The organism is Pseudomonas sp. UTLPPB19802 (genome assembly GCF_059730225.1).
This window is the reverse complement of the sequence record NZ_AP048545.1, coordinates 2371119-2385938: the sequence shown is the minus strand read 5'-3', so window position 1 is coordinate 2385938 and position 14820 is coordinate 2371119. Positions and strand designations below refer to the sequence as shown.

Here is a 14820-nt window from a genome sequence, read left to right as displayed (position 1 = left end):
TAAAATTTGCGATATCTTCCTTTCCCCTGACCATCCAAACAAAAATCCAAGATTCGAAATACTGTCAAATATGACAGTCCCGACGAAAGGCCCCGGGCTCCCCGGGGTCGGGTGATTCAACCTGAAAGGCCCAGCTCCCTGACTCGCACGTTGTCCACCGCGTAGTCATTGCCTAACCCGGTCGCAACATGGTTATACAGTTGCAAGCGCATGGTGGTGGCTGTCGCGGCAAACACACCTTTCAAGGTCTGCCAATTCTGATGGGAGATGGTCACAGGTCCGACCAAGGATCGTCCCTCGACCATCAGAGACACCACTGGAGCGCTCGGCACATCGTTCACCCGCCGAATCGCCATGCTGAACTCATACTTCATACCCGGCTCAAGACCACGGTAGTCGCGATACAGAAACACGCCGTTGGACCGGTCCGTATATGTCCAGTTGTACAGGAACCAGTTACCGCTTTCGTGCTTGATCACCAGGTCACGGGGGTCGGAGGCCGCCGGCCCCTTCACCCAATGGTTCCAGTCGCCGTTGTCAAACGGCGTCAGATCATCGAAGGGCAGCCGTACCGTCAGCTCCAGCGTCGGGAACTTCACTGCCCCACTGTCATTGGCACTGCCATCGGCAGTGACCCTGCAGGTGAAGGTCAGGGAGCTGACGTTTTCCAACTGCTCAAGCTGGGCACGCGACACCGGCGAGCGCAGCCCGCTGCCGACCTGGGCCGCCGTCACCGGCTCGCCCTGCAGGATCCTGAAGATCACCGGGTTGCCCTTCTTCCCGACGCCGAGCCCCGTCAGCCAGACCTTCTGTCCAGGCAGGATGAACCACCACGGCTCCACCGTGACTGTGGCATCGCCGGTAAAGGTCCGCAGGTCGAGAATGCCCTTGATCGCCTGTGGCACGACCGGTGTCGGCAAGCGGACCGGCACGCTGATCTGCAGCTCGAGATCGTCGGAGGTCGCGACCTTGCAACGGCCGGTGACCGTATAGTGGATCGTCACCGTCTTGCCGATACCGTGGATCACCGCCTCGCGCGGGATCTGAAAATCGACATGGCCCCGCTCGCCGTCACCGGGCTTCGGTTCCAGCGGCAGGCAGCCACCGGTCTCGCGTTGCCAGCACGGCTGAATGCTCTGCCGAGCGCTCATGCCCTCGTACTCCACCCGCAGCGTCACGCCGTCCCGGCCGTTGTACACGGTCAGCAGCGAGCCAACGGCCTCACGGACAACGGGTGTCCTCAGCACCCAATCCTCCTGGGTGATTTCCAGCGTCAGGGTCGGGAACGGCGTGGCCGTGGATCTATCGGCCACGCCGTTGAAATTCACCGCAAAGTGCACCTCGAAGCGGCTGCAGTCCGCCAGCTGTTGCAGGTGGGCACGCGGCAGCAAGCTGCTCACTCCCTTCTCCAGCCACCCGACATCCAGCGGCTCGCCTTCGAGCACCTGGAAGCTGTAGTCGCCACCATCCTCATGCTCGCCGGTCACCCAGAGCCAGCACGGCTGTCCGAGCGCCCGGTAGTCCCACGGCTCGACCACACAATCGGCATCCCCGGCAAAGGTATTGAGGTCCAGTTTGCCGGCAGTGGCTTGCTCCACCCACGGCGTCGGCAGTTGGCTGATATCGAGCACCGTCACCAGGCGCGGTGGTGAGGGCCAAAACACGCCCGAACTCTGCGTCACGCTGTAGGACACCGTGACCGTCTGGAGCAGGTTCGCGCTGATGGCCGAAGGCGGTACCCGGAACGCCAGGGATGTGTCCCCTTCCCGAACCTCGCGGCACTCGAGCGCCGGTGAACCGGCCCCCGGTGTACCGGCCCAGGCGGGACAGACCCAGTCCCCAGCGCTCATGCCATCGTATGCCACCACGAGGGTTGCGCCCTCGGTGGTGTTGACCGGATTCAGCAGCCAACCGTCGGTCTCGTCATGGGTCGACTCACGGACAGCGGGTGGAGGCAGCACCAGCCTGACCGGTACATGCACCATCAGCTCCAGCGGTTTCAGGGCGATGGCAGGGCCCTGTCCGTGGTCGATCTTGCAGTTGATCGTCAGTTGGCTCAGGTCGGCCAGTTGCTCCAGGTCCTCACGCGGCAGCGGTCGGCTCAGCCCCTCGCTCACCTCACGGTCCGTGACCGTTTCTGCCTGCATCAGCACGATGTCGAGCAGGCTGCCGTCGCGGCGGGTGCCCGTGGCCTGCAACCAGACCCTCTGCCCTGCCTGGATGAACGGCCAGGGCGCTACCGTGCACTCGGCATCGCCCTCGAAGGTGCGGATATCGAGCATGCCTTCATGGGCCTGGGCGACCTTTGGAACGGGCAAGGGGTCCTTGTTCAGCATCACGAAGGCTATTCCCGGCCAGAACTGGATCGAATGGGATTGCCCACCAAAAGACATGAAAAAATCGAAGAACAGTTTGCTGCCGCCAGGACTCGTGGCATACACGTCACTGGAAAACCTGCGTTGCCAGCCAAAACGGACATCCACCTCGGTCACCGGCTCCTGGTGCAGCAGCCGAAAGCCAGGTGGCCTTGAACCGTCGGGCCCTTCGACATGCGCCCACACCGTGACCCGGCAGTCCGACGTGATAAACGGCCAGGCGTCGATTTGAAGGGTGAAATGATCGTCGCTCAGCGCCGACAGGAACAGGGTATCGTCAATCAACGGCAGCAGGTTTTGCGGTGGAAACGTACTCGGCCGCGTGATCCTGACATCATCCGCCGGCGACTTGAACGTCTCTTCATCGCGGGTCACCGTGTAGAAAAAACGCGCATACATGTCCAGCACATACCCGACATAGTCATAGGGCACCGTGAAGTGGACCACGCCCTCGGTGTTTCCATACACCGGTTCTATCGGGGCGAACTCTTCATCCGGCAGCAGGCCCGGCCAGCAGAAGCGAATCAGGTCGGTCGGCAGCATGCCAGGATATCGAACCTCGACCGGCGTGCCCTCCGGCGGCACCAGCAGACTGTCGAGATGCCCGCCATCGGCGTCCAGCATCCTGGCTTCGGGCAGGTCGAGCTCGGCAAGCGGTTGCTCTTTCATCAGGCACACTCCGGTTCGGAACATGGGCCATCGGCTGCCCGCCGCCACTGCGCGTTGAGCTCATTTGAAGTGTCGGGAGGGGGACATGTCTACTGTCAGAAATGACAGTTCTACACTGGAACACCGGGAAAACCGACCGACGGATTTCTGTTGTCACAGCGTGTCATCGAGGCCTGTCCTTGAGGGCATGCCTCTCCTGAACGGGGAGCAGGCTCCCCGTTTTTATCAGACAGGCCCAGTGCACTCAGCCCCAGAGAGTGAAGAAGTCCAGGATGATGTAATCCGTCGTGGCGACTTCCACAGAGGCAATTCGCTCGCCCAGCGGCGCAGAGAAATCCACCCAGTAGTTGTTGACCCCCGTACCGCCTCCAGCAAAGGTACGTTCGTGCAGTAGCTCGCCCTTCTTGTTGTAGAAAAAAATCGTCGCGGAAAAATTGAGGTACATGAAGGAGAACCTGGCCCTCAGGTATTCCAGTTTGAACATCAGCCGCGTGCGTTGTGCTCCTGAGTTGGCAATGCTCAGGGCGAGGGAGTGTCCGGAGACCATGTCCGGATTGTTGTTGTCCGTGAATTGGATAACCCCGGCCCGGCCCTGAGAGCCAGGCAACAAGGTCACCGTCATCGTCGGCGCCTCGATGCTCTGCCCCGGCGTGATCTCCTGCAAGGGCACCGTCTCGAACCGTTCATAGTCGATCACCGCCCGCAGCACTTTCAGCGTCAGTGGCAAAAAGGAGATCGCTTCGCTTTCAAGAGCGCTGCCATCGGCGGTGACCTTGCAGGTAAAGGTCAGTTCGCTCTGATTTTTCAATGAATCAAGAACCGTTCTCTGCAAGAGCCGATGCAAGCCCTTGCTGACTTCATCCTGCGTCACGGCCGCGCCGTTGATGACAGTGAAGGGGTAGTTATTGCCGTTTTGCAAAGTCCCGACCCCACGCAACCAGCATTTTTGCCCAGCCAGGATGAACCACCATTTTTCAACCGTTATATCGGCGTTGCCGGCGAATGTCCGCAGGTCCAGAACGTCTCCGGTCGCCTGTCGTACCACCGGCGCAGGCAAACGGGTGGGCAGCAGGATACTCAAGCGGAACAAGGGCGAAACGGCCTGCTTGCAGGAACTGCTCACCGAATAGGTGATGGGCACGATCTTGCCCATACTGGCAATCACCGCTTCACGGGGAACGTGGAAATCGACATGACCGGGATCAGTGTTGCCGTCCTGGGCGGGAATCGGCACCACACTGCCATCAGGACGCAGCCAGCGGACCTGGATACTCTGCCGGGCATTCATCCGCTCGTACTTAACCCTGACGGTGGCACCGTCCTGCGCATTGAACGGCGCTAGCGTCGAACCCACCGCCTCCAGCACCGATGGCTCAGGTAAGGTCAGGTGCTCTTGCACCAGATGCAACTTCAGCAACGGAAAAACGAGCGCCGACGACTTGTCCAGGCGACCGTCGAAATTGACCGCGAAATACACCGTCAGCGTGCTGCAATCCGCCAGTTTTTCAAGCTCGTGGCGCAACGCTTCCGCCACCACTCCATGTGTCAAGCCGTCGGCGGGCAAGGGTTCACCGTCAAGAATCTCGAGAACATGAGGCGAACCATCTTCCAGCTCACCCTCGATCCACAACCAGCAGGGCTGGCCCGGGGCGATGAAGTCCCAAGGCTCCACCGTGCACTCGATATCGCCCTGGAACGTATTGAGGTCCAGCACATCGAGCGTGGCCTGGCTCACCGCCGGCGTCGGCAATCCGGCCAGCCCCATGATCTGCAGGGGCAACTCGGGTGACGGGAGTGACTGCCCCCTGTACTCCACGAAGTAACCGACCTGCACGCTGGCACCGAGATTGGCCGCCACCGCCGAGGGCGGCACGGGGAAGTCGACATGACCGACGGTGCTGCCAGACTCGGAGCCCAATACCGGTGTGCCCAATCCGGGTTGCCCCCTCCAGAAGGCATGAATGACGTGATGAATACTCATCTGCTCATAGGCCACCCGTACCGTTGCGCCGTCGACGGCATTGATCGGGTTCAACAGCGAGCCCGAGGCCTGCAGTACGCTGGGCGCAATCAGTTCAAGACTTTCCTGGAGTACCTTGAGCCTCAGTTCTGGAAACCAGATCGTCGTATTCTCGTCGGCGGGCCCATGACTGTTGACCCCAAAGTGCACGAACAGGTAGCTGCCATCGCGCAGTTTTTCCAGCTCGCCGCGTGGCAGAAGCGTGAGCAGGTCTTCGGATACTTCATCGGGAACGAACGGCTCACCCTGCAACACATCGATACGCACTGAGCTGCCATCATCGCGCTCGCCGATGAGATACAGCCAGGTCGGCTGCCCCGCCTGGGCGAAAGGCCAGCGGGCGACGCGGCATTGGGGATCACTCCTGACGACGTCGAGGTCCAACAGCGCATCAGGTGCTTGTGGCACCTCCGGGGTTGGCAGCGGATCCTTGTTCAGCACCACGAAGGCTATTCCCGGCCAGAACTGGATCGAATGGGATTGCCCACCAAAAGACATGAAAAAATCGAAGAACAGTTTGCTGCCGCCAGGACTCGTGGCGTACACGTCACTGGAAAACCTGCGTTGCCAGCCAAAACGGATATCGGCCTCGGTCACCGGTTCTTGGTGCAGCAGCCGAAAGCCAGGTGGTCTTGAACCGTCGGGCCCTTCGACATGCGCCCACACCGTAACCCGGCAGTCCGACGTGATAAACGGCCAGGCGTCGATTTGAAGGGTGAAATGCCCGTCGTGCAGCGCCGACAGGAACAGGGTGTCATCAATCAACGGCAGCAGCCTTTGCGGCGGAAACGTGCTCGGCCGCGTGACCCTGACATCATCCGCCGGCGACTTGAACGTCTCTTCATCGCGGGTCACCGTGTAGAAAAAACGCGCATACATGTCCAGCACATACCCGACATAGTCATAGGGCACCGTGAAGTGGACCACGCCCTCGGTGTTTCCATACACCGGTTCTATCGGAGCGAACTCTTCATCCGGCAGCAGGCCCGGCCAGCAGAAGCGTATCAGGTCGGTCGGCAGCATGCCGGGGTATCGAACCTCGACCGGCGTGCCCTCCGGCGGCACCAGCAGACTGTCGAGGTGCCCGCCATCGGCGTCCAGCATCCTGGCTTCGGGCAGGTCGAGCTCGGCAAGCGGTTGCTCTTTCATCAGGCACACTCCGGTTCGGAACATGGGCCATCGGCTGCCCGCCGCCACTGCGCGTTGAGCTCATTTGAAGGCGCGCGAGGGGATCATGTCTACTGTCAGAAATGACAGTTTCAGCCATGCAAGGCTGCAAAGTGGACCAACGGTTTCGCACCCTTCTTCCATTAACCATTCGTCGACACTGTCATTTCTGACAGGTAGTCCTTTCTGCCATTTCGGTGTCGAATGAGGCGTAAAGCCCTCGAACGTGCAGCTTTATTCGCGTTGAATGATCTTCACGACTCGCCATCCGGACTTTCGGGTCGCCCTCTTCCGTGACCTGTCAGGAACCCCGACCATGAACGACAGCCTCGATCCCGCGCGCCTCGCCGATGATCCCCAGCCCCTGCGAACCTTCGACCTGAGCCGGCCCGAACCGATCACCCCCGTGCCCTTCAACGAACTCGATCTCTACATCCCCAACAAGACCAGTCCCGTGGTCGGCTTCGACGGCGGCATCAACCGGGCGGCTCTCGATGCCCACCGCGACAAGGGCCTGCAGTGCATCCTGTTGCCCTACCGGCCCATGGCCGAAAACGACTTCATCGAACTGTTCTGCCGCGACACCGTCACCCCCGTCGCCTTTCATACCGTCAGCGATATCGAGGCCGCCAACAATGCCCAGATCCCGCTGTTCATTCCCCGCGCACGCCTGCCCGACGGAACCGCCGACCCGGTGTTCTTTCGCCTGACCCGGGTGAGTGGCAACACCGAAGAAACCGAGCACTTTCGCCTCAAGGTCGACACCGTCTCGCCCGGTGGCCGCAACCCCGTTGCCAGCACCTACTACAACGAAAACCTGGCACTGCCTGTGTTTCCCCAGGACCTGATCGATTTTGGTGTCGGCGAAGGTGACATCGGCATCCCGGTTCCGGTCCGCATCGACTTCTACCCTGCTGTCAGCAACCCGGCAACGGACATCAATCGCGCCGTGCGCGATCGCATCCGCCTGAGCATTGGCGGCCATATCATCGAACACAAGGTCACCGAGGGCGAGGCTGAAAACCAGGAACCGATCACCCTCTGGGTCAATACTGGCGACTGGGCCAGGATCGGCAGCGGCGAACATGTCTGCGAATACGAAGTGGTCGATGAGGTCGGCAACTATTCCGATGGCTGGTCGCCTGCACAGTTGCTTGAAGTGCGTCTCGACGATCAGGCCGAGCCGCTGCTCTACGAGCCCTATGTGGAGGAGTCCGACGAGCACAATGAGCTCGATGCCGATGGCCTCGAAGGCGCCGACGCCACCATTGTCGTGGCGGTTCACCGGGCGGATTTTGCCGTCGGCGATATCATTCGGGTGAGGCTCAACGGCAGGACTTCGGCGGGTCTGCCCGTCGTCCGCCATATCGAGCATCCCGTCGCGGCCAACGAACTGGGACGCACCGCACGCATCCCCTGGGACAACGCCGAGATCCGCGCCCTGATCAAGGGCCGGGTGCAGATTTCCTACGTTCGCATCCGATCGTCCGTTCCGGACCGTGGCTCGCGCAGCGTGATCGTCTATGTGACCGGCACCCAGATCGGCACCGGTCTGCCAGCGCCCACGGTCGAAGGCGCCCCCGGCGACGTACTGCCACCGGACATCGCCTTCCTGATCGTCAACATCAAGGAGTATGTCGGCCAGGATCCGTTCGACCGCATCACCCTGGTACTCGACGGTACCGCTGCCAATGGCCAGTCGTATTACCGGGAAATCGACAATATCGCCGGCACTGGCGACATTGTCTTCCGTTTGCAGAACGGCCCCAACGGCGACATCGCCCGGCTCGAAGGCGGGACCCTGCGCCTCTACTACTGGGTAGAAAATGAGATGGGGAAATTCCCGTCCGAGGACCTGCTGCTCGATGTGGGTGAACCGCAGGCTTCGCTGCCGCCCGTGGAGGTGGATGAAGCCCCACCGCCCGACCAGGTCTTCGACCCCGAGGTTTCCCCGTTCGATGCCAGGGTGCTGATCAAGGCCAACGTGGAGATCATCGAGGGCGATATCATCAACCTCCATGCCGAGGGCAGCGTCGCCGGGGGCAGCGCACCGGTCTTAGTCTTCCCCGTCACCTTGACCTGGGTCGGCAGGGATCTGCCCTTCACCCTCAAGCGCCAGTACATCCTGCCCAACCTGGATCGCTCGATGCGCCTGTATTACACGCTCGCACGGGCCGGGGCACGCCCCCGTTTCTCTCACCTCTTCACCATGAAAGTCGGCGGCACGCTGGACCTGCCGATGCCGCATGTGCTGGAAACCACCGAACCGGGTGGTCATCTGCTCAACCCGACTCATGCACAACACGGGGCAACCATCCGGGTTCGCTATGACGGCATGAAAAACTCGGACGATATCCAGGCGTTCTGGAAAGGGGTAGCGGGATCCGTGGGCAGCCCGGACATTCTCCCCAAACCGGGGAACGAGGGGCAGCAGTACGTCGACTTTGACGTCCCGGAGGCGACTGTCGCCATCAATATCGGCAAGCCGGTGGAGGTCAGTTACACCCTGACACGCGCCGGTACCGCCACACCTTCGATCCCGCTGAACCTGACCATACAGAGCTTGCCCGTTTCGGCCTTGCCGCCGTTGCAGATTCTCCAGGCCAATGCCGGCCAGGTGGATGTCAACGGTACCGTGACTTTCCGGGTCGATGCCTGGCCGTTCTACCGCCAGGGTGACCGGGTCTGGCTCGCGCTGGAAAGCGATAATCCGGGTGGGGGCGTCAATAGATTGCCGATCTGGACGGCATCGCCGATCACCGCCTCGGAATTCGACCAACGCTACCTGAGCGAGATCATTACCAGTCATCCCGAGCATGCCGCCTGGCTCCGAGCCCTGGAACAGGGCAGCGAACTGCGCGTGATCTTCAAGGTAGCCTTCGGTGGCAGTAGCAACGAAGCAGAGGCTCTGGTATTCCCGACGCTCGAATTAAGGGTGGAAAACAACCCGCGCATCCTGACGGCACCGGTCATGCGCGAAGCAGACTTGCTTCATGACGTCCTCAACCTGGTCAAACCCCTCACCAGCGTCACCATCGAAGTTGATTACCACGGCATGCAACTGCAAGACCAGATCACCATGGTCTGGGAGGGTACCGCTGGAACAGGCTCCACATCACAAACCCGAACAGTCACGGCATTGGGGCGCCAGACATTCTCGGTCAGCAATACAGTCATTACGCCCAACCATAATCGAACGGTAAGGATCTACTACCGCGTACTACCGAAGGGGACAATCGAGGAAATGCCGCCATCATCGACGCGAAGCATTTCCATTATCAATACCGTACTGACCGGCCGCGCCATTTATGTTGAGGGTACAGCAGACCATAGGTATATAGTGAGGCCACCCTTTACGCTCATCACTATCCCCCCCAATACTCCAGACTACACCGTGGTGCTGACCACCACTCAGGATACTGCGAATAGGATCACCAGAATTCGTGAAGCCGACTCAAAAGCGATGCACTTCTACTATATCAATCAGATCGGAAGCGAATCTTCCCCACTCTCAAATATACATGCCACCAATGTACCTGGAATCTGGTATCGATTTTTCCTAGATAACATTCCAGCGGCGAACACTGGTCCAAGAATCCAATCTGGAGAATCTACTATCGGCAACGACATTAACAGCAGATTGGCGGTTGAATTTCTAAAAATAGGCACTGTTACCACAGGCACGATTCCGGCTGGCGCTCTATTGGAAGGTGCTCTTGGCACAAACAGGTTGCTGTTTCACAGCCTCGTACTATCCCAAGACATTACATTCAGCTCATAGTTATCTCTTTTATTCAGGGTGGGACACTGGACAAGAGAGGGAGCTTTGCTCCCTCTCTTTTTGCCCATGGTCTGACGAAAAAAGCCTTCAACCACTCGTCGCCACTATCATTTCTGACAGCTAGCAAAGCCCTCCCTCCCGACGTTGAATAATCGTTACGACTCGCCATCCGGGTTTTCGGGTCGCCCTCTTCCACGACGCTCCGGAATCCAGCCATGAACGACCCCGTTGATCCCCTGCTCCCCAGCCAAGAGTCATCGCCAAGCACCGACCCATTGCCAATATGCACCTTCGACCTGAGCCGGCCCGAACTGATCACCCCCGTGCCCTTCAACGAACTCGATCTCTACATCCCCAACAAGACCAGTCCCGTGGTCGGCTTCGACGGCGGCATCAACCGGGCGGCTCTCGATGCCCACCGCGACAAGGGCCTGCAGTGCATCCTCCTGCCCTACCGGCCCATGGCCGAAAACGACTTCATCGAACTGTTCTGCCGCGACACCGTCACCCCCGTCGCCTTTCATACCGTCAGCGATATCGAGGCCGCCAACAATGCCCAGATCCCGCTGTTCATTCCCCGCGCACGCCTGCCAGACGGAGCCGCCGACCCGGTGTTCTTTCGCCTGACTCGGGTGAGTGGCAACACCGAGGAAACCGAGCACTTTCGCCTCAAGGTCGACACCGTCTCGCCCGGTGGCCGCAACCCCGTTGCCAGCACCTACTACAACGAAAACCTGGCACTGCCGGTCTTTCCCCAGGACCTGATCGACTTTGGTGTCGGCGAGGGTGATATCGGCGTCCCGGTCCCCGTTCGCATCGACTTCTACCCTGCTGTCAGCACCCCGGCGACAGACATCAATCGCGCCGTGCGTGATCGCATCCGCCTGAGCATCGGCGGCCATATCATCGAACACAAGGTCACCGAGGGCGAGGCTGAAAACCAGGAACCGATCACCCTCTGGGTCAACACCGGCGACTGGCAAAAGATTGGCAGGGGCGAACATGTCTGCGAATACGAAGTAGTCGATGAGGTCGGCAACTATTCCGATGGCTGGTCGCCAGCACAGCTGCTTGAAGTGCGTCTCGACGATCAGGCCGAGCCGCTGCTCTACGAGCCCTATGTGGAGGAGTCCGACGAAAACAATGAGCTCGATGCCGATGGCCTCAATGGGGCCAATGCCACCATCGTCGTGTCAGTTCATCGAGACGCTTTCGAGGCTGGCGATACCCTTCGGGTGAGGCTCAACGGCAGGACCTCGGCGGGCTTGCCCGTCGTCCGCTACCTCGAACACACCGTCGTTGCCAGCGAACTGGGACGCACCGCACGTATTCCCTGGGCCAACGCCGAGGTCCGCGCGCTCATCAAGGGCCGGGTACAGATTTCCTACGTCCGCATTCGCGAGTCCGTCCCGGACCGTGGCTCGCACAGCGTGATCGTCTATGTGACCGGCACCCAGATCGGCACCGGTCTACCAGCGCCCACGGTCGAAGGCGCACCCGGTGATGTACTGCCACCGGACATCGCCTTCCTGATCGTCAATATCAAGGAGTATGTCGGCCAGGATCCGTTCGACCGGATCATCCTGGTGCTCGACGGCACCTTTGCCAATGGCCAGTCCTACTACAAGGAAATCGACGGTATTGCCGGTGAGGGCGACATCGTCTTCCGTTTGCAGAACGGCCCCAATGGCGACATCGCCAGGCTCGAAGGCGGGACCCTGCGCCTCTACTACTGGGTAGAAAATGAGATGGGGAAATTCCCGTCCGAGGACCTGCTGCTCGATGTGGGTGAACCGCAGGCCTCCTTGCCGCCCGTGGAGGTGGATGAAGCCCCACCGCCCGACCAGGTCTTCGACCCCGAGGTTTCCCCGTTCGATGCCAGGGTGCTGATCAAGGCCAACGTGGAGATCATCGAGGGCGATATCATCAACCTCCATGCCGAGGGCAGCGTCGCCGGGGGCAGCGCACCGGTCTTCGTCTTCCCTGTCACCTCGACCTGGGTCGGACGAGATCTGCCTTTCACCCTCAAGCGCCAGTACATCCTGCCCAACCTGGATCGCTCGATGCGCCTGTACTACACGCTCGCACGGGTCGGGGCACGCCCCCGTTTCTCTCACCTCTTCACCATGAAAGTCGGCGGCGCGCTGGACCTGCCGATGCCGCATGTGCTGGAAACCACCGAGCCGGGTGGTCATCTGCTCAACCCGATTCATGCACAACACGGGGCAACCATCCGGGTTCGCTATGACGGCATGCACAACTCGGACGATATCCAGGCGTTCTGGAAAGGGGTAGCGGGATCAGTGGGCAGTCCGAACATTGTTCCCAAACCGGGGAACGAGGGGCAGCAGTACGTCGACTTTGACGTCCCGGACACGGCTGTGGCCATCAATATCGGCAAGCCGGTCACGGCCAGCTACACGATGACGCGCGCCGCTACGGCCACCCCTTCCGCGCCCCTGAACCTGACTATCCAGGGCCTACCGGATTCAGCCCTGCCGCCCTTGCAGATCCTGGAGGCCAACTCGGATCGGGTAGATGTCAACGGCACCGTGACGTTCCGGGTCGATGCCTGGCCGTTCTACCGCCAGGGTGATCGGGTCTGGCTAGCCCTGGAAAGCAACAACCCGGACGGAACACTCAGTCGGCTACCGATCTGGACCGCATCACCGATCAACGAGGTGGAATTCAATCAGAAATTCCTGAGCCGAGTCATTACCAGCAATCCCGACTACGCCACCTGGCTGCGAGCGCTGGAGCACGGCACTCAACTGCGCGTGACGTTCAAGGTGGTCTTTGGCGGCGGCTCGAATGAAGCCGATGCGCTGACGTTCCCGTTGCGCAGCTATATCGTCCATAACGCGGTACAGGTAGAGGCCCCGACCATTACCTCTGTCAAAGGTGCCAACGGCAACGAGATTGACAATGACACCAAGGTGGTGACGGCAACTGTGACAATCACGGGGACGGCCCCCAATGGACAAGAGGTGGAGATTCGGGACGGCAGTAACGTCCTGCGCACAGTCGCCGCCAACGCCAGCGGTATCTGGACCACAACACCGGCACTGACCGTGACAGCCAAGGGCTACAGCATCACCGCGCGCGGTCTCTATGGCAGCAACCCGATATCCGCGCCACCGCGCACTTTTACTGTAGTCGCGTCGGCCATTCCAACCATCACCACCATCAAGAACGCCGTTGGCGGTGACATCGCCAATGGCTCCACCGTGGTCACCACAACAGTGACGGTCACAGGTACCGCCCCCGATGGACAGCAAGTGGAAATTCGCGACGTCAACAACGTGATCGGCACCGCCACCGCCAACAGCAACGGTGTCTGGAGCTCCTCCGCATTGCCGGTAACGAACAAGGCCTACAGCATCACCGCGCGCGGCGTCTATGGCAGTAATCCCGTCTCCACACCGCCGCGCACCTTTACCGTCACCGCGCTGGTGCCTCCTACCTTGACTTCCGTGAAAGATCCCAAGGGGGCTGAAGTCGAGCAAGGGACCACTACCCGGGAAAGGGTTTTCACGCTGACTGGGGGCGCCAGCAATCTTCAACACGTCCAGATCGAAGACGGCAACGGCCCCTCGGTTGACGTCCTGGGCACCACAGCTGCCAACGCCTCTGGTATTTGGACCTTCACAACATCCACCCGGCCAACCGGCGGAAGAAGGCTTTATGCCCGGTCGCTCTATCACCCCTCTACGGTTTTTTCGAACGTACGCACCTTTAACGTCGTCGACGAGGTGAAACCGATTATTACTGGCGTACATACCTCCTCAGGACTTTCAGTCCCCCACAATGGCACCACGAACCAGACGAGCCTGACACTCTCTGGCACCGCAACGCCCAACTCCACGATAGAGGTACGCAATGGTGGGGATATCCTCTTGAGCACCGGTGTCAACGGTTCCAACGCCTGGAGCGGCCACATCAATAACTTATCGGAAAAGAAATACGATCTTGTCGCTAAAATAGTGGGTGGGACACTTTCATCGGATATCAGGACTTTTACGGTGCAATTACACCCGCCTCTGGCCATGGATACCTCACCGATGGTCCTGAATGGAAAAGCCATCCGTACCAGCCTCGGTTGGCCGCAGACCGGAAACGATTTTCTCAACAACACGGCTACCCGCACACCGACGGCAGGTTCCGGCTCATACACCTACAGCTCGAACAACATCAGCATCGCCCCCGTATCGGAAACAGGCAAAGTCGTAGGCTTGAGAAATGGCAGTGCACGGATCACCGTTCGGGACGAGCGGACCGGGCAAACCCTGGGATATGACGTGACGGTCAGCAATGTGTGGGAATTGAATATCAATAATTCACGACTGGCATCTCATGAAGCGAATACCTGGAGAATCAACAGGAGAGGAAGCAATTTACCTCAGAGTGATATGGACTTGTTGAAAAGGTATTACACCAGCCCATTTCCAAGGAGTAACTTACTGCAAAATGCATATTGGTGTGATACCTCGGGCGCCGGTTGTAGCCTAGGCCAGAACCTGGTCTATTCATCAACCAATGGAAATGTTTCCTGCAGCCCGACATCTGCCAGCCATTGGGGAGCATTTTGCATAACCGCACACAATTGAAAATCCATCCATGTTTTTTTGAACCGGATTTAAACGCTGTGAAAGGGGAGCCCGGCTCCCCTTCCCTTTTCATCAGACCCGCGCCAAGCCACCTCCACCACTCGTCGCCACTGTCATTTCTGACAGCTAGCCAGCCCCTCCCTCCCGGCGTTGAATAATCTTCACGACTCGCCATCCGGGCTTTCGGGTCGCCCTCTTCCG

Annotated in this window: 4 protein-coding genes; 2 read left to right on the top strand and 2 right to left on the bottom strand. The window is 59.9% G+C overall.

The annotated features are described in order from the left end of the window. Positions 1–116: 116 nt before the first annotated feature. On the bottom strand, positions 117–3044 hold the full coding sequence (locus tag AC6I6U_RS10740; RefSeq protein WP_497881924.1) for a hypothetical protein: 2928 nt from the start codon (positions 3042–3044) through the stop codon (positions 117–119). A gap of 244 nt (positions 3045–3288) precedes the next feature. Beyond that, positions 3289–6213, bottom strand: a complete 2925-nt coding sequence (locus AC6I6U_RS10735) for a hypothetical protein (RefSeq protein ID WP_497881923.1) — start codon at positions 6211–6213, stop codon at positions 3289–3291. A 334-nt stretch (positions 6214–6547) separates the two neighbouring features. Here AC6I6U_RS10735 and AC6I6U_RS10730 point away from each other — a divergent pair, with 334 nt between their 5' ends. Continuing rightward, positions 6548–10012, top strand: a complete 3465-nt coding sequence (locus AC6I6U_RS10730; RefSeq protein WP_497881922.1) for a hypothetical protein — start codon at positions 6548–6550, stop codon at positions 10010–10012. A 215-nt stretch (positions 10013–10227) separates the two neighbouring features. Then, the gene (locus AC6I6U_RS10725; protein ID WP_497881921.1) at positions 10228–14619 is read left to right on the top strand and encodes an Ig-like domain-containing protein; all 4392 of its coding nucleotides are present in this window, start codon (positions 10228–10230) and stop codon (positions 14617–14619) included. The last annotated feature ends 201 nt before the right edge of the window (positions 14620–14820 follow it).